At 72.1% G+C, this 15,442-nt stretch carries 18 protein-coding genes; 6 read left to right on the forward strand and 12 right to left on the reverse strand.

The features are described from left to right. Positions 1-45: 45 nt before the first annotated feature. On the reverse strand, positions 46-1,215 hold the full coding sequence (locus tag AB0946_RS18945; protein WP_366761729.1) for a thiolase family protein: 1,170 nt from the start codon (positions 1,213-1,215) through the stop codon (positions 46-48). Positions 1,216-1,321: 106 nt separating this feature from the next. Between AB0946_RS18945 and AB0946_RS18950 the strand changes: the two genes are divergently transcribed. The 3 genes from AB0946_RS18950 (at position 1,322) to AB0946_RS18960 (ending at position 3,173) form a co-directional block, all read left to right on the forward strand. Next, complete coding sequence (locus AB0946_RS18950) at positions 1,322-1,792, forward strand: helix-turn-helix domain-containing protein (RefSeq protein WP_171158398.1); 471 nt, start codon at positions 1,322-1,324, stop codon at positions 1,790-1,792. Between the two features lie 129 nt (positions 1,793-1,921). Further along, a complete protein-coding gene (locus tag AB0946_RS18955; RefSeq protein ID WP_366761730.1) occupies positions 1,922-2,797 on the forward strand; it encodes an undecaprenyl-diphosphate phosphatase in 876 nt (291 codons plus the stop codon). Between the two features lie 196 nt (positions 2,798-2,993). Continuing rightward, positions 2,994-3,173 (forward strand): hypothetical protein, encoded by a 180-nt coding sequence (locus AB0946_RS18960; RefSeq protein WP_366761731.1) that lies wholly within the window; start codon positions 2,994-2,996, stop codon positions 3,171-3,173. A gap of 54 nt (positions 3,174-3,227) precedes the next feature. Here the strand turns inward: AB0946_RS18960 and AB0946_RS18965 are convergent, their stop codons facing one another. Then, positions 3,228-3,848, reverse strand: a complete 621-nt coding sequence (locus AB0946_RS18965) for a DUF4291 domain-containing protein (RefSeq protein ID WP_366761732.1) — start codon at positions 3,846-3,848, stop codon at positions 3,228-3,230. Positions 3,849-3,943: 95 nt separating this feature from the next. Between AB0946_RS18965 and AB0946_RS18970 the strand changes: the two genes are divergently transcribed. Together AB0946_RS18970 and lnt are read left to right on the forward strand one after the other, a co-directional pair. Beyond that, the gene (locus tag AB0946_RS18970; RefSeq protein WP_366761733.1) at positions 3,944-4,408 is read left to right on the forward strand and encodes a nuclear transport factor 2 family protein; all 465 of its coding nucleotides are present in this window, start codon (positions 3,944-3,946) and stop codon (positions 4,406-4,408) included. A 154-nt stretch (positions 4,409-4,562) separates the two neighbouring features. Beyond that, on the forward strand, positions 4,563-6,137 hold the full coding sequence (gene lnt / locus AB0946_RS18975; protein ID WP_366761734.1) for an apolipoprotein N-acyltransferase: 1,575 nt from the start codon (positions 4,563-4,565) through the stop codon (positions 6,135-6,137). Here the strand turns inward: lnt and AB0946_RS18980 are convergent. Beyond that, complete coding sequence (locus AB0946_RS18980; RefSeq protein ID WP_366761735.1) at positions 6,055-6,966, reverse strand: Gfo/Idh/MocA family oxidoreductase; 912 nt, start codon at positions 6,964-6,966, stop codon at positions 6,055-6,057. The genes lnt and AB0946_RS18980 overlap by 83 nt on opposite strands. A gap of 198 nt (positions 6,967-7,164) precedes the next feature. On the opposite strand from AB0946_RS18980, the gene AB0946_RS18985 reads away from it, so the two are divergent. Next, positions 7,165-7,623 (forward strand): hypothetical protein, encoded by a 459-nt coding sequence (locus tag AB0946_RS18985; protein ID WP_366761736.1) that lies wholly within the window; start codon positions 7,165-7,167, stop codon positions 7,621-7,623. Here the strand turns inward: AB0946_RS18985 and AB0946_RS18990 are convergent. The 9 genes from AB0946_RS18990 to AB0946_RS19030 form a co-directional block, all read right to left on the reverse strand. Beyond that, positions 7,611-8,123, reverse strand: coding sequence for a hypothetical protein (locus tag AB0946_RS18990; RefSeq protein WP_366761737.1), 513 nt, complete (start codon positions 8,121-8,123; stop codon positions 7,611-7,613). The two genes, AB0946_RS18985 and AB0946_RS18990, sit on opposite strands and share 13 nt — an antisense overlap. A 167-nt stretch (positions 8,124-8,290) precedes the next feature. After that, positions 8,291-8,974 carry a uracil-DNA glycosylase gene (gene ung / locus AB0946_RS18995; RefSeq protein WP_103817045.1) on the reverse strand — a complete coding sequence of 228 codons (684 nt, stop codon included), beginning with the start codon at positions 8,972-8,974 and terminating at the stop codon, positions 8,291-8,293. A 120-nt stretch (positions 8,975-9,094) separates the two neighbouring features. After that, the gene (locus AB0946_RS19000; RefSeq protein ID WP_366761738.1) at positions 9,095-10,672 is read right to left on the reverse strand and encodes an ABC transporter substrate-binding protein; all 1,578 of its coding nucleotides are present in this window, start codon (positions 10,670-10,672) and stop codon (positions 9,095-9,097) included. A 193-nt stretch (positions 10,673-10,865) separates the two neighbouring features. After that, positions 10,866-11,627, reverse strand: a complete 762-nt coding sequence (locus tag AB0946_RS19005) for an SDR family oxidoreductase (protein WP_366761739.1) — start codon at positions 11,625-11,627, stop codon at positions 10,866-10,868. Positions 11,628-11,648: 21 nt separating this feature from the next. Beyond that, a complete protein-coding gene (fabG, locus tag AB0946_RS19010; protein ID WP_366761740.1) occupies positions 11,649-12,410 on the reverse strand; it encodes a 3-oxoacyl-ACP reductase FabG in 762 nt (253 codons plus the stop codon). Between the two features lie 148 nt (positions 12,411-12,558). Next, the gene (locus tag AB0946_RS19015; RefSeq protein WP_366761741.1) at positions 12,559-13,008 is read right to left on the reverse strand and encodes a DUF3037 domain-containing protein; all 450 of its coding nucleotides are present in this window, start codon (positions 13,006-13,008) and stop codon (positions 12,559-12,561) included. Beyond that, a complete protein-coding gene (locus AB0946_RS19020) occupies positions 13,005-13,793 on the reverse strand; it encodes a HipA family kinase (RefSeq protein WP_366761785.1) in 789 nt (262 codons plus the stop codon). The genes AB0946_RS19015 and AB0946_RS19020 overlap by 4 nt, the downstream gene beginning before the upstream one ends. 100 nt (positions 13,794-13,893) lie before the next feature. Further along, positions 13,894-14,868: a CorA family divalent cation transporter gene (locus AB0946_RS19025; RefSeq protein WP_366761742.1), complete on the reverse strand. Its 975-nt coding sequence runs from the start codon at positions 14,866-14,868 to the stop codon at positions 13,894-13,896. 43 nt (positions 14,869-14,911) lie between these two features. Beyond that, complete coding sequence (locus AB0946_RS19030) at positions 14,912-15,337, reverse strand: hypothetical protein (protein WP_366761743.1); 426 nt, start codon at positions 15,335-15,337, stop codon at positions 14,912-14,914. Positions 15,338-15,442 lie beyond the last annotated feature (105 nt).

Consider the following 15,442-nt stretch of genomic DNA (forward strand, 5'->3'; position numbering starts at 1 on the left):
CCCGGCGCCGTCCCGACCGGTCGGGTGCCCTGCCGCAGCCCGGGCTCAGACGCCTTCCAGGATCATCGCGTTGGCGAGCCCGCCCGCCTCGCACATGGTCTGCAGGGCGTAGCGGGCGCCGCGTTCGCGCATCGCGTGGACCAGGGTCGTGGTCAGGCGGGTGCCGCTGGCGCCGAGCGGGTGGCCGAGGGCGATGGCACCGCCGTGCACGTTGACCTTGGCGAGGTCGGCGCCGGTCTCCTGCTGCCAGGCGAGCACCACGCTGGAGAAGGCCTCGTTGACCTCGAACAGGTCGATGTCGTCCAGCTTCAGTCCGGCCCGGCGCAGCACCTTCTCGGTGGCCGGGACGACCCCGGTGAGCATGAGCAGCGGGTCGGATCCGGTCACGGCGAAGCTGTGGAGGCGGGCCAGCGGGCGCAGGCCGAGCCGGGCCGCGGTGTCGCTGGAGGTGATCAGGACGGCCGAGGCACCGTCGTTGACGGGGCTCGCGTTGCCCGCGGTGACGTTCCACTCGATCTGCGGGAAGCGCTCGGCGAAGCCGGGGTCGTAGTAGGCGGGCTTGAGACCGGCGAGGATCTCCGGGGTGCTGTCCGGGCGGACGCACTCGTCGCGGGCGACGCCGTCGAGCGGGGCGACCTCGGCGTCGAAGAGCCCGGCCCGCCAGGCCGCGGCGGCCTTGTGGTGCGAGGAGACGGCGAACTCGTCCATCCGCGCGCGCGTGAGGGACCACTTGGCGGCGATGAGTTCCGCGCTGATCCCCTGCGGGACCAGGCCGTCCGGGTAGCGCTCGGCGACCCCGGGCCCGAACGGGTCCTTGCCGGCGGGCACGTTGGACCACATCGGCACCCGGCTCATCGACTCCACACCACAGGCGACCACGAGGTCGTACGCGCCCGAGATCACGCCCTGCGCGGCGAAGTGGACGGCCTGCTGTGAGGAGCCGCACTGGCGGTCGACGGTGGTCGCCGGGACGGACTCGGGGAGGTCGGCGGCCAGCACGGCGTAGCGGGTGGTGTTCATGGCCTGCTCGCCGACCTGGTCGACGGTGCCGCCGATCACGTCGTCGATGAGGGCCGGGTCGACGCCGGAGCGCTCGACCAGGGTGCGCAGGGTGTGGGCGAGGAGTTGCACGGGGTGGACGTGGGCGAGGGAGCCGTTCGGCTTGCCCTTGCCGACGGGGGTGCGTACGGCTTCGACGATGACCGCGTCTCGCATGGCGCCGGCCTCCAGCTTGATCGGACGAGCTACCGGTGAGTAGGAAATACGAACTCACCATAGCCCCTCGGGTTGGAAATTCAAACCCTCCTCTAGACTGGAGCGCATGGCCGCCACGAAGGATTCGCGCCCCTGCTCCATCGCCGACGCCCTCGCGGTCGTCGGCGAGAAGTACTCCCTGCTCGTCCTGCGGGAGGTGTGCCTGGGCAACGGCCGCTTCGACCAGCTCGTGCGCAACATCGGCGCCCCGCGCGACATCCTGTCCACCCGGCTGCGCCGCCTGGTGGAGGCCGGCATCCTCACCAAACGCCTCTACAGCGAGCGCCCCCAGCGCTTCGAGTACCGGCCCACGCAGGCCGGGCTGGAGCTGGAGCCCGTCCTGATGACCCTCAAGGAGTGGGGCGACCGGCACCTGCGCAAGGGCGTCGACCTGCCCATGGTCGTCGAGCACAGCTGCGGCGAGGAACTGGTGCCGGTGGTCACCTGCCGGGCCTGCGGCGACCCCGTGCGCCACGAGGACCTGACGGCCCGTCCGCAGACCCCGGGCTGGACGGTCACCGGCCCGTCGGCCGCCTAGGGAAGACGCCGGCCCCTGCCCGGCGGCCTTCGGGAGGGACCTCGCCGCCGCGCTGTCGGCGGGGCCCGCTACGCTTCCTCCGTCACATGATCACCTCTTCACCCCTCAGCGCTTGGACGCCATACCTTCATGTCTTGGTTTGAATCCCTCGTCCTCGGACTCGTCCAGGGGCTGACCGAGTTCCTGCCCGTCTCCTCCAGCGCGCACCTGCGGCTGACCGCGGCGTTCTCGGGCTGGAAGGACCCGGGGGCGGCCTTCACGGCCATCACGCAGATCGGCACGGAGACCGCGGTCCTCATCTACTTCCGCAAGGACATCGGCCGGATCATCTCGTCCTGGTTCCGCTCACTGTTCGACAAGGCGATGCGGCGCGACCACGACGCGCAGATGGGCTGGCTGGTGATCGTCGGCTCCATCCCGATCGGGCTGCTGGGCGTGACGCTGAAGGACCAGATCGAGGGGCCGTTCCGCGATCTGCGGATCACCGCCACCATGCTCATCGTCATCGGTGTGATCATCGGCATCGCCGACCGGCTGGCGGCCCGCGACGAGACCGGCGGCCGGCACCGCGCGCCCAAGCAGCGCAAGACCCTGGAGAACCTCGGCGTCAAGGACGGCCTGATCTTCGGCCTCTGCCAGGCCTGCGCCCTCATCCCCGGCGTCTCCCGCTCCGGCGCGACCATCAGCGGCGGCCTGTTCATGGGCTACCGGCGCGAGGCCGCGGCCCGCTACTCCTTCCTGCTCGCCATCCCGGCCGTCCTCGCCTCCGGCGCCTTCGAGGTGAAGGACTCGCTGGGCGAGGGCCACGTGGACTGGCCGCCCACCCTGTTCGCGACGGTGATCGCGTTCGCCTCGGGATACGCCGTCATCGCGTGGTTCATGAAGTGGATCTCCAACAAGAGCTTCATGCCGTTCGTCTGGTACCGCATCGCCCTCGGTGTGGTCATCATCGCGCTGGTCAGCGCGGGCGTGCTGAGCCCGCACGCGGCGGAGTCGGCGGGCTGACCCCAGCGCCCCACCCGCTCTGTTTCGGACATCTTCGCGCCCGCGGCGGCCCGCCCACGACCTGGGCAACGCCCCGCGGGCGCCGCCCTGTTCGCCGCCACGGACGGATGACCGGCCGCGGCCGGTGACCAACCCCATACCTTCTGCGTAGCCATCCGGTAGCGCACGGTCAGCCCTTGCCCCTAGGCTGGTCGCCATGTCCCCCGAATCCCCGCCCCCTGGTTCCGTGCGCTCCGCTGCCGAGGTGAACGAGCAGATCCGGGCGCTGTGGCTGCGTGCGGGCGGCACTCTGTCGGCCCAGGAGCGCGCGGAGTACGAGCTGTTGGTGATCGAGTGGGCCGAGGCGATCCGCGGTCAGGTCTTCGAGGCGGCCTGACCGGCGCGGCGCGCCGGGGACCGGCACCCGCGTCCCCGCGATCCTGTCGCCCTCCTACGCCCGCAGACGGGCCAGCACCTCGTCGGCCACCGGATACGGCCGTTCCTCCGGCAGCAGCGCCTTCGCCCGCTCCAGCTCCCCCGCCCGCACCAGCCCGTGGATCTGCGTGGCCAGCGGCGTGACGTCCTCGATGCCGACGATCCACTCGTCGGCGTACCGGGCCGCCGCCTCCCCGGCGAGACCGAGCTGCAACGACCGGTGCGGCAGCGGGTTCAGGCGCAGATCCCGCTCCGGGTCCCACTGCACCCGGGCGGGGCAGCGCGCCAACTCGGCCTTCCAGGCGGCCTGGTCCGCGTGGAGCGCGGGCACGTAGTGGGACAGGCAGGCGTGGCGCAGGGCCCACTCGAAGCCGTCCCGGCCGATCTCGACGGCCAGGACGGTCTCCTCGTTCTCCTTGGTGCCCCAGCCGCAGCGGTACATCATCCACAGGAACGACGGCTTGATCCAGGTCATCCGGTCCCGCTTCCAGGCGGACGGAAAGCGTCCGGTGCGGGCGGCGGCCCGGCCGATCTTCGGGCGGTAGGCCTGGTAGACGGTGAGCGTGCTCTCCGTGTGCCGGGCGCGGACGCGGAACCGGGGCTCCGTGCCGACGAGTTGTTCGTTCTGTGCGTTCACCGGGACAGGTTCGGCCGTGCGACCCGCCCGGCACCACCGAATATTCACCCCGCACACCCCTTGGCTGCGCGCCCGCCGTGCCCAACACTGTGCCGATGACCCAGCGTGCGGAGTTCGCGACCGTGAGGGACCGCCTGGCCGTGGACGACCTGGTCACCGCGTACGCGGTGGCGGTGGACGACGGCGACTGGACGGCGTACCGAGGGCTGTTCACGGCGGACGGACGCGCCGACTACCGCTCGGCGGGCGGTGTCGAGGGCGACGCCGGCCGGGTCGCCGCCTGGCTCGCCGAGAACCTGGCCCTGTTCGCCGTGCGCCAGCACCTGATCGTCAACCGCCAGGTCCGCTTCGGCGTCCTGGACCAGGACACCGGCGACACCGCCCGCGTCCGCGCCGACTACCTCAACCCCATGGGTGTCGCCGACCCCGGCGGCTTGGCCACCCCGGACCTGGTGTGCGGCGGCCGCTACGACTTCGGGCTCCTGCGCACCGCCGAGGGCTGGCGCCTGAGCGAGGTCGTCGTGCACGAGAGGTGGCGCCGCGGTCCGGGCGCCCCGTGACGGCGCGAGCCTGTGGGGGCGGCCGTACCGGAGTGCGGCTCCGCGGCGCCCGCACGCCCGCGGACGCCGTACGGCCGCCGCCGACCGGCCGGAAGACGCACGGCCTCCCACGCACCGCGCACACTGGACCCATCGCTGGGTAGGGAGGCTCCCTATGAGGACGATCAACAGCTGGCTGACCTCCCCCTGGCGCCGCTCGGCCGCCGCCGCCCTCGCCGGTGCCCTGCCGGTGCTGTCGTTCCCGGCCCCCTCGCTGTGGTGGTTCGCGTACGTCGCGCTGGTTCCGTGGATCCTGCTCGCCCGCTCCGCGCCGACCGGGCGACGGGCCGCGTACGACGGCTGGTGGGGCGGCGTCGGCTTCCTGACGGCCGTCCACCACTGGCTGCTGCCGAGCCTGCACGTGTTCATCTTCCTGATCGCCGCCCTGCTGGGCCTGCTCTGGGCACCCTGGGGCCTGCTGGTGCGCCGGTTCCTGGGCGGGGCGCCGTCGGCGGGCCGGTGCGCCGCCGCGCTGGTGGTGCTGCCCTCGGCCTGGCTGGCGGTGGAGCTGGTCCGGTCCTGGCAGGGGCTCGGCGGGCCCTGGGGCATGCTCGGCGCCAGCCAGTGGCAGGTGGGTCCGGCGCTGCGGCTGGCCTCGGTCGGCGGGGTCTGGCTGCTCAGTTTCCTGGTGGTGGCCGTCAACGTGGCCGTGGCCGTGCTGGTCGCCGTCCGCGCGTCGCGGGTGCCGGCCGTGGCCTCGCTGGTCGCCACCGCCGCCGTGACCACGGCCGCGTGGGCCTGGGCACCGCGCCCGGACGTCGACGGACGGGTGCGGATCGCCGTCGTCCAGCCGGGGATCGTGGCCGGACAGGACAGCGGTGACAAGCGGTTCGACCAGGAGGAGCGGCTGACCCGGCGGCTCGCCGGGCAGGGCGCCGACCTGGTGGTGTGGGGCGAGTCCAGCGTCGGTTTCGACCTGGACGACCGCCCCGACCTGGCCCGGCGGCTCGCCGCGCTGTCCCGCGGGACCGGTGCCGACGTACTGGTCAACGTGGACGCCCGCCGCTCCGACCGGCCCGGCATCTACAAGAGTTCGGTGCTGGTCGGCCCGGACGGCCCGACCGGCGACCGGTACGACAAGATGCGGCTGGTCCCGTTCGGCGAGTACATACCGGCCCGTTCCCTGCTCGGCTGGGCCACCTCGGTGGGCCGGGCCGCCGGCGAGGACCGGCACCGCGGCTCGGAACAGACCGTGATGAACGTCGGGCACGGGCTGCGGATCGGCCCGCTGATCTGCTTCGAGACCGCGTTCCCCGACATGAGCCGGCACCTCGCCGAGGACGGTGCGGACTTCCTCCTCGGCCAGTCGTCCACCTCGTCCTTCCAGCACAGCTGGGCGCCGGAGCAGCACGCCTCGCTGGCCGCGCTGCGCGCCGCGGAGACCGGCCGCCCGATGGTGCACGCCACCCTCACGGGCGTCTCGGCGGTGTACGGCCCGGACGGGCAGCGCCTCGGCCCCTGGATCGGCACCGGCGCGAGCACCGCCCGCGTGTACGAGGTCCCGCTCGCGCACGGCGTCACACCGTACGTCCGCTACGGCGACTGGCCGGTGGACGCGGCGCTGCTGGTGCTGGCCTCGCTGTGCGTGAGCGAGGGAGCGCGGGCGCTCAGGCTGCGCCGCAGCGGTCCTGAACCGCTCGGACCACCCGCTCGCACAGTTCATGGGTCGCCAGCGCGTCCCTCGCGCTGAGCCGCTTCCCGGCCCGCACGGCGTCGAGGAACGCGAGGGCCGCCTGCTCGATGCCGCGCTGGCGGGCCACCCGAACCCAGTCGCCGCGCCGGCGCACGGTCGGCTGCCCCTTGTGGTCGATCACCTCGGCGAGGTTGACCACCTGGCGCTTGGTGTCCTGTCCGGACACCTCCAATATCTCCTCGGTGGAACCGCTGAGCCGGTTCATCACGCCGAGCGCGGTGAAGCCGTCGCCGCCGAGCTGGAGCACGACGTGGTGCAGCAGCCCGCCCTCGGCGCGGGCGCGCACGGTGACGTCGTCGACCGGGCCCGGCACCAGGAAGCGCAGGGTGTCGACGACGTGGATGAAGTCGTCAAGGATCATCGAGCGCGGTTCCTCGGGCAGCCCGACCCGGTTCTTCTGCATGAGGATCAGCTCGCGCGGGTGGTCCAGGCACTGGGCGTACCCGGGGGCGTACCGGCGGTTGAAGCCGACGGACAGCGAGACGCCCCGCCGCTCGGCGAGATCCACCAGCCGTTCGGAGTCGGCGAGTTCGTAGGCGAGGGGCTTGTCCACGTACGTCGGCACACCGGCCTCCAGCAGCCGGGTGACGATCTCGGGGTGGACGGCGGTGGGGGCGTGCACGAAGGCCGCGTCGAGACCGGCGGCGAGCAGCGAGTCCAGGGTGGTGTGCCGCTGCTCCCGGGGCAGGTGAAGGCTGTCGCCGACCCGGTCCAGGGTGGCGGGCGTGCGGGTCTGCAGGTGCAGGTCGACCCCCGGCTGCGTGCCGAGCACCGGCAGATACGCCTTCTGCGCGATGTCCCCGAGTCCGATGCAGCCGACCTTCACGTGCTCTCCCCTACGGCTTGCCTGCGTGTTTCCTGCCGGAAGCATACGGGGGCCGTCGTTCGGCGATGCCGCGGCGGCGGCTGGACGTCAGCTCCGGTACGGCGCGTCCCCCGGCGGGGGCATCCGGTCACCCGTACGGGGCATCGGATCCGGCGTCCCCGGTGCCAACACGGCCACCGACGCAGCAGAGTTGCGCGGGTGCATCGAACGACGACCACCGCAGCGCTTCTGGTCACCGTGGCCGTCTCGGCCCTCTCCGGCTGTGTGACGGTGCGGCACGCGGGGCCCACGGCGCCGCCGCCGGACAGCGCGCCCTCGCAGCCCGCGGTGCCCCGGCCGGACGGCAGCGCGGAGCCCCGGGTGGTGCAGGCACCGGTCCGCGAGGCGCTGGAGAGGACCGGCCCGTCCCGGCGTCCGGAGCGCTCCGGGCCGCCCGCCCGGCACCGGGCCCCGGCCGCTCCCGAGGTCACCCGTCGCCCGCCGGCCCCGCCCGGGCCCCCGCTCCCGGCCCCCTCCCGCCGGCCGCACACTCCCGTGGCCCTCCCGCCCCCGGCGGTGACCGGTCCTCCGGATGTCTGCGCCCTGGGCAGGACGTACGGCGGCTGGCAGCGGGACAGCCCGCAGGCGCGGATCTGCGCACAGGTCTACGGCCGCTGACCGGCGCCCCAGCCCTCGTCGCCCGGGGTGCCGTCCTCCCCCAGCCGCAGTGCCAGACGGCTGATCTCGGTCCGGACGCCCGCGCCGTAGCCGTCGTCGGTGAGGCAGTGCGCGGCGCTGCGGGCCCGGCGCAGATGGCTGCGGGCGGCCTCGGCGCGGCCCAGCTTGGCGTAGTCGGCGGCCAGGTTGAGGTGCAGGGAGGGGAAGAAGCCGCGCACGCTCGCCGGGTCGGCGTCCACGTGCCCGCCGGCGATCTCCTCCGCGGCCGACAGCGCCCGCAGGTCCCAGGCGAGTTCGTCCGCCGGGTCGTCCTGGGTGTCGGCCAGGTAGTGGGCCAGGGTGCAGCGGTGCAGGGGGTCGCCGTCCTCGCCGACCTCCGCCCACAGGTGCAGGAAGCGGCTGCGGGCCTCTTCGCGGTCGCCTCCGTGGTGCAGCATCACGACCTGCCCGATCCGCGTCAGCACGGCGTCCGGCGCCGCCTGTTCCTGTCGCTCCGCCACGGGGTCCCTCCGGGCCGTCGGCAATGGTCCGCTGCTGACGCTAACCGGCGCGCACCGGATTCCCGGACAGGCGGCGCCGTCGTGCCGACGGCCGCTGGGCGGCTGCGGCCCGCGGTGGCCGGTCGTGGGCCCGGGGCCGTTCCCGTTCCCCCCGGTCCCGGCCGCCGTCAGCCCAGGTTCGGGATGCGCCAGTCGACCGGCTCGTGGCCCTGCGCGGCGATCGCCTCGTTGATCTGCGTGAACGGGCGGGAGCCGAAGAACTTCTTCGCGGACAGCGGCGAGGGGTGCGCGCCCTTGACCACCACGTGCCGGGTCTCGTCGATCAGCGGGAGCTTCTTCTGCGCGTAGTTGCCCCACAGGACGAAGACGGCCGGGTCGGGACGGGAGGCCACCGCGCGGATCACCGCGTCCGTGAACTTCTCCCAGCCCTTGCCCTTGTGCGAGTTGGCCTCGCCGGCCCGGACCGTGAGGACCGCGTTGAGCAGCAGCACGCCCTGCCGGGCCCAGGGCATCAGATAGCCGTTGTCCGGGACGGGCAGGCCCAGCTCCTCCTGCATCTCCTTGTAGATGTTCCGCAGGGAGGGCGGGGTCTTCACGCCGGGCCGGACCGAGAAGCACAGGCCGTGGCCCTGGCCCTCGCCGTGGTACGGGTCCTGGCCCAGGATCAGGACCTTCACCCGCTCGTACGGCGTGGCGTCCAGCGCGGCGAAGACCTCCTCGCGCGGCGGGTACACCGGACCCCTCGCCCGCTCCTCCTCGACGAACTCGGTCAGCTCCTTGAAGTAGGGCTGCTGCAGCTCGTCGCCCAGAACCCCGCGCCAGGACTCGGGCAGCATGGCGATGTCGGTCACGTCAACGTCCTCACGATGTCGATCAACTACGGCGTGCGGTCACTTCAGGTCTCCGAACCTACAGGCGACCACTGACAACCGGCGCCGCGAGGACGTGCGCCCGGGACCCGGCAGCCGGGCTCACCAGCTCGTCTTGCGGTGCAGTGTCCACATCATCATGATCGTCGAGGGGTCCAGGGCCTGCTCGCCGCCGGAGATGTCCACGCTGGCCGCGAGGAACTGCCGGCCCTGCCACAGCGGGATCAGCCGGGCGTCGTTCACCATGATCCGCTGGGCCGCCTCCACGTCCTTGACGGTCTGGGCGCGGTCGCTCTCCGCGCGCGCGTGGGGCAGCAGCCGGCCGGTGATCTCCTTGGCCGGGTAGGGCGTACCGAGCGCGTTGTGCTCGCCGACGAACGGGGCGATGAAGTTGTCGGCGTCCGGGAAGTCGGGGAACCAGCCGCGTCCGAACACCGGGTACTCGCCGTTCTGGTAGCCGACCACATAGCTCTTCCAGGGGCGGCTTCTCAGGGTGACGCTGAACAGGCCGGAGCCGTCCAGCTGCCGCTTCAGCTCCCGGAACATCAGGGCCGTCTCGGAGCCGTAGCGGTCGGTGGTGTACCAGAGGGTGAGCGGGACGGGCCGGGTGATGGCGGCGTCACGGAGGATCGTGCGGGCCTTGGCGACGCTCGGTTCGCCGTAGTCGTCGAAGAACGGGGTGGCGTGGCCGGTCAGCCCCTTGGGGACCATCGAGTACAGCGGATCGACCGTGTCCTTGTAGACCTTGTGCGCGATGGCGCCCCGGTCCACGATCTGGGCGATGGCCTTGCGCACGGCGGGCTGCCTGGCCCAGGGATCCTTGGGGTTGAACACCAGGTAGCTGATGTCGGTGCCGGCTCCGTCGACCAGTTGCAGGTCCTCGCTGTCGTGCTCCTGGAGGGCGAGGATGTCGTCGGCGGCGAGGCCGCGGTAGGTGACGTCGATCCGCTTGTCCCGCAGCGCCTCGACCATGCCGGCGGAGTCCTTGAAGTAGCGGATGGTCACCGCGTCGTTCTGCCGTTTGGCGAAGCCCTGGTACTTGTCGTTGCGCACCAGGACGGCCTTGCCGCCCTCCTCGTAGGACTGGAGCCGGTACGGGCCGGAGCCGTGGACCGTGGCGTCCTTGCGCAGGGAGTTGGCGGGGTAGTCGTCCGGGTCGACGATCGACATGGCGGGGGTGGCCAGCACGAACGGGAAGGTCGCGTCGGGCTGGTTGAGGTGGAAGACGATCTCGCGGTCGCCGTCGGTCCGGACGCGGTCCAGGCTTCCGAGCAGTCCGGCCGGGCCGCCGGGGGCGTCGATGGTGCGGATGCGGTCGATGGAGTGCCGGACGGCCTCGGCGGTCAGCGGGTCGCCGTCGGCGAACTTCAGGCCGGGGCGCAGCGTGCAGCGGTAGGTGCGGCTCGTGGAGTCGGTGAAGGAGCAGCTCTCGGCGGCGTCGGGCTGAGGGGTGGTGGCACCGCTCGGGTAGGCGAGGAGCGTCTGGAAGATGTTCCGGTACAGCTCCCAGGAACCGTCCCAGGCACCGGCCGGGTCCAGGGTGCTGGGGGCGCTGGTGGTACCCACGACGATCGGACCCTGGCTGTCGGGGTCGCCGTCGGACAGCAGATTGCATCCGGCCACCAGCGATAGGGACGCGATCGCCGCGACTCTCCGCAGGAATCGGTTCCGGTTGAACACGCGCACGCTCCTCGATCTGCCGTACCAAGGGTCGGCAGACCATACCGCAGCGTTCGGGGCCCTGAACCTGCCCGAATTCAGACCGCGTTGATCGACTGAGCGGTGACGACGTTGTCATTCCGCTGTGCGGACGCCGTACGGCCTTCCGGGCGCCGATCCGTCCGAAAATCGACGCCCGGAAGAGATGCGCGGCTCAGCCCACGCCGGCGTTGAGGAAGATGCCGCCGTCCACGACGAGGGTCTGACCGGTGATCCAGTCGGACTGCTCGGAGGTGAGGAACGCGGCGGCCCCGCCGATGTCGGAGGGCACACCGAGCCGGCCGAGCGGGTAGGCCGCGGCCGCCTCCTCCTCGCGGTTCTCGTACAGGGCCTGGGCGAACTTGGTCTTGACGACGGCCGGGGCGATCGCGTTGACCCGCACCCTGGGCGCGAACTCGTGCGCGAGCTGCTGTGTCAGGTTGATCATCGCCGCCTTGCTGACGCCGTAGGCGCCGATGAAGGGCGAGGGCGCGAGGCCCGCGATGGAGGCGATGTTGACGATCGCGCCGCCGTTGTCCTTCTGCCAGGCGTGCCAGGTCTTCTGGGCGAAGCCGAGCGCGGAGATCACGTTGGTCTCGAAGACCTTGCGGGCGACGTTCAGGTCGAGGTCCGCGATCGGGCCGAAGACGGGGTTGGTGCCCGCGTTGTTGACGAGGAAGTCGACGCGGCCGAAGGCCTCCATGGTGCGTTCGACGACCTCGGTCTGGTGGTCGAGGTCGTGGGCCTTGCCGGCGACGCCGATGACCCGCTCGGCGCCGAGCCTCTCGACGGCCTCCTTCAGGGCGTCCTCGCCCCGGCCGGTGATGCACACGCGGTCGCCGCGCGCGATCAGCGCCTCGGCGACGCCGTAGCCGATGCCTCGGCTGGCACCGGTGACGATCGCGACCCTGCCGGACGGCTCCGGGAGTTCAGTCATGTCCGTGTTACCCCTGGATCCTTAGTTGAGCGGTCCGCCGGCGACGTACAGCACCTGGCCCGAGACGAAGCCGGCCGCCTCGCCGGTGAAGAACGCGATGGCGTTGGCGATGTCCTCGGGCTCACCGACGCGCTGCACCGGGATCTGGGTGGCGGCGGCCTTCTTGAAGTCGTCGAAGCCCATGCCGACCCGGTCGGCGGTGGCCTTGGTCATCTCGGTGGCGATGAAGCCGGGGGCGACGGCGTTGGCGGTGATGCCGAACTTGCCCAGCTCGATGGCGAGGGTCTTGGTGAAGCCCTGCAGACCCGCCTTGGCGGCCGAGTAGTTGGCCTGGCCGCGGTTGCCGAGCGCCGAGGAGGAGGAGAGGTTGACGACGCGGCCCCAGCCGGCGTCGACCATGTGCTTCTGGACGGCCTTGGTCATGAGGAACGAGCCGCGCAGGTGCACGTTCAGGACCGTGTCCCAGTCGGAGGCGCTCATCTTGAACAGCAGGTTGTCGCGCAGCACGCCCGCGTTGTTGACCAGGATCGTCGGGGCGCCCAGCTCCTCCGCGATCCGGGCGACGGCCGCCTCGACCTGCGCCTCGTCGGAGACGTCCGCGCCGACCGCGATGGCCTTGCCGCCGGCCGCGGTGATCTTCTCGACGGTGTCCTTGCAGGCGGCCTCGTCCAGGTCGATCACGGCGACCGCGCGGCCCTCGGCCGCCAGTCGCACGGCGGTTGCGGCGCCGATGCCGCGCGCCGCGCCGGTGACGACCGCGACCCGCTGTTCAGTGGTGGACATTGCTGTGTCTCCTCGCCCTTGAGAGAACCTGTCGGGTCCTCGGAGAGGACCCCCTGGTGCGGTGAGCGACCGCTTAGTACCTTCAGCACCCGTGACGCTAGAAGCCCTGGCACCCGGTGTCAACGGCACGTCGGCCCGGTGTGATCCATTACCTCACCAGGAGGTCCAGCAACCGCTCCGTCTCGGCCGCCGGGTCGGCCGTCAGGCCGGTGTGCACGGGGCCGGGCTGGACCACGGTGGAACGGGGCGCGATCACCCAGCGGTAGCGGCGCCCCGCGTCGTCGTCCGCCGCCTGCCCGGCCTGGTCGCCGCCCGCGCAGTGGCGCTCGATTGCGCGCAGCGCGGCCCGCACCCCGGCGACGTCGGCGGCCGGGTCCAGCGCGAGCAGCCGGGCGTCGTCCAGATGGGTGCCGGCACCGACGTAGCCCCGGGCGCGGCAGTACACGACCACGCCCGCGTTGATGCACTCCCCGCGCTCCACTCTGGGCACGACCCGCAGCAGCGCGTACTCGAACACGTCCCGGTCGCCGCCCTGGCCCGCCCGGGTGATGTGCCGCTCGGTCACATGGCCGGCCATGTGGATGTGGCGCTCGCTCACTTGCCCTCCCCTGTCACGGAGCCGCTGGTGGTGCCGATGCCGGTGATCCGCCCGGCGATGACGGCCGCCCGCGCGAGCAGCGGCCGTGCGTAGGCCCGGCGCAGGTCGTCCGGTGTGCCGAAGCCGGGTTCGCCGTCGAGCCAGACGTCGGGGATCTCGGCGGTGACCTCGGCCAGCAGGTCCTCGGTGACCCGGGGGGCCAGCTCGGCCGCGGCGGCCGTGACGTCCGGGGCGAAACCGGCGAGGGCGTGGTCCGAGGCGTCGTAGGGACGGGCCGCCGAGGCCTCGGCGCCGGGCCAGTTGTGGTGCCAGATCATGGTGGCGCCGTGGTCGATGAGCCACAGTTCGCCCTGGCGCACGAGCAGGTTGGGGTTGCGCCAGGAGCGGTCGACGTTGTTGATCAGCGCGTCGAACCAGACGATCCGGCCAGCCTCCTCGGGGCTCACCGGGAAGGCGAGCGGGTCGTAGCCGAGGGCGCCGGACAAAAAGTCCATGCCGAGGTTGGTGCCGCCACTGCCCCGGAGCAGGTCCTGCACCTGCTGCTCGGGCTCGCCGAGCCCGAGGACCGGGTCCAGGTGGACGGTGACCAGGCGGGGCACGCGGAAGCCGAGGCGCCGGGCGAGTTCGCCGCACACCACCTCGGCGACGAGTGTCTTGCGGCCCTGTCCGGCACCGGTGAACTTCATGACGTACGTGCCGAAGTCGTCGGCCTCGACGAGCCCCGGCAGCGAACCCCCCTCACGCAGCGGCGTGATGTAGCGGGTCGCGGTGACCTTCTTCAGCACTTCCCGGGCCATCCATCTCTTCAGCCTCCGGCATGAAGAGAGCATAGTAACCGAGAGTGATCGTGGGCGAGGAGTGCCCGAGTCCCCGGACGAGGGGGCCTCAGGCCTCGTCCCGCAGTCTCCGCCAGGCGCGGGTGCGGTGCAGCACGAAGAGGGAGACCAGCAGGACGGCCGCCTGGAGCCCTATGGCCAGCAGCCAGAAGACCACCCTGCTCTCCAATTCGTCGGTCATGAACGCGAAGTTCATGCCGAAGAAACCCGTCAGGAACGACAGTGGCAGGAAGATCACCGACACGATGGCCAACCGGTTGATCACACCGTTCTGCTCGCCCGCGACCAGGGACCCGTAACTGGCGAAGGCCCGGCGGGTGGCCTCCTGCAGGGACTCGATGTCCGCGAGGACCAGTCGGGCCGCGCGCTGGAACTCCTGGGCGAGCCGCTGGCGCTCCACCGGGAAGTCGCGGCTCATCATCCTGCGGGTGATCATCTCCTCGACCACCTGGAGGTACGGCAGCAGCGAGTGGTGCAGCAGGGCGGCTCGGCGGCGCAGGTGGGACAGGCGGTAGAGCTGCTCGGGGCGCCGCTGCGCGAACATGTCGTCCTCCAGTTCCTCCACTTGGAGCAGGGCGGCGACCGCGGCACGGCGGAACGTCGCCAGCGCCTCCTGGAGCACCAGGAACAGCGTGGCCACGGCGTCGTGCGGCTGCTCCCGACGCAGGTGCGTGGTCAGCTCCTCCGCGAAACGGGCCCGGCCCCGGTGGGAGACGACCAGATGACGCTCACCGGCCAGGACGTGGAGGTGGGCGACCCGGCCGCCCTGGACCACCGGAACGACGAAACCGGCGAGGTCGCCCAGGAACTCGGCCCGCGCGGACTCCCCTTTCCGGCCGAACCACGCCAGCTCCTCCGCGTCCAGGCCGAGCCGGTGGGCCAGTGACTCGTCCGCCGGCCCCTCCTCCGTGGGCTGCTCGACGTCGAGCAGCAGGAAGGGGTCGAGGGCGAGTCGCCGACGCGCCTCCGCCACGGAGAGGCGCGTGGTCGCCGCCTCCGGCATCGACACCGTCCTTATGATCATCGCCCTCACCGCGGTCCTCGCCCACGTCCCGCGTGCCCGGCCCTCAGTCGGACGTGCCGGACGCGCCTTGCCGCCCCACGCACAGGGCCCAGATGACGAATGCGGAGAAGGCCATCAGAACGATCGACCAGACCGGGTAGTACGGCAGGGAGAGGAAGTTGGCGATGATGACCAGCGAGGCGATGGCCACTCCGCCGACGCGGGCCCACAGGGCGCCCCCGAGGAGACCGAAGCCGACCAGCAGCGCGACGGCGCCGAGGATCAGGTGGATCCAGCCCCAGCCCGTGAGGTCGAACCGGAAGACGTAGCTGCGCGTCGCGAGGAACACGTCGTCGTGCGCGATCGCCATGATGCCGCGGAAGACGTCCAGCATCCCGGAGAGCAGGAGCATGACGGCGGCGAAGGCCGTGAGGCCGGTGGCCCATTGTTGTCTGGCGGTGGGTGTGGACGCGGTGTGTGCGGCGGGCATCGTGCGACCTCGTTTCTGTGCTGTGCGCCGTGTTCGGCGCGCTGTGGCGAAGACGGTCCGGCGCGTGCGCGTCGCGGGCGGTCCCGCGAGCCCGTCGCCCCCGCT

The sequence above is a fragment of the Streptomyces sp. NPDC046870 genome (assembly GCF_040704595.1).
GTDB classification, from domain to species: domain Bacteria; phylum Actinomycetota; class Actinomycetes; order Streptomycetales; family Streptomycetaceae; genus Streptomyces; species Streptomyces argyrophylli.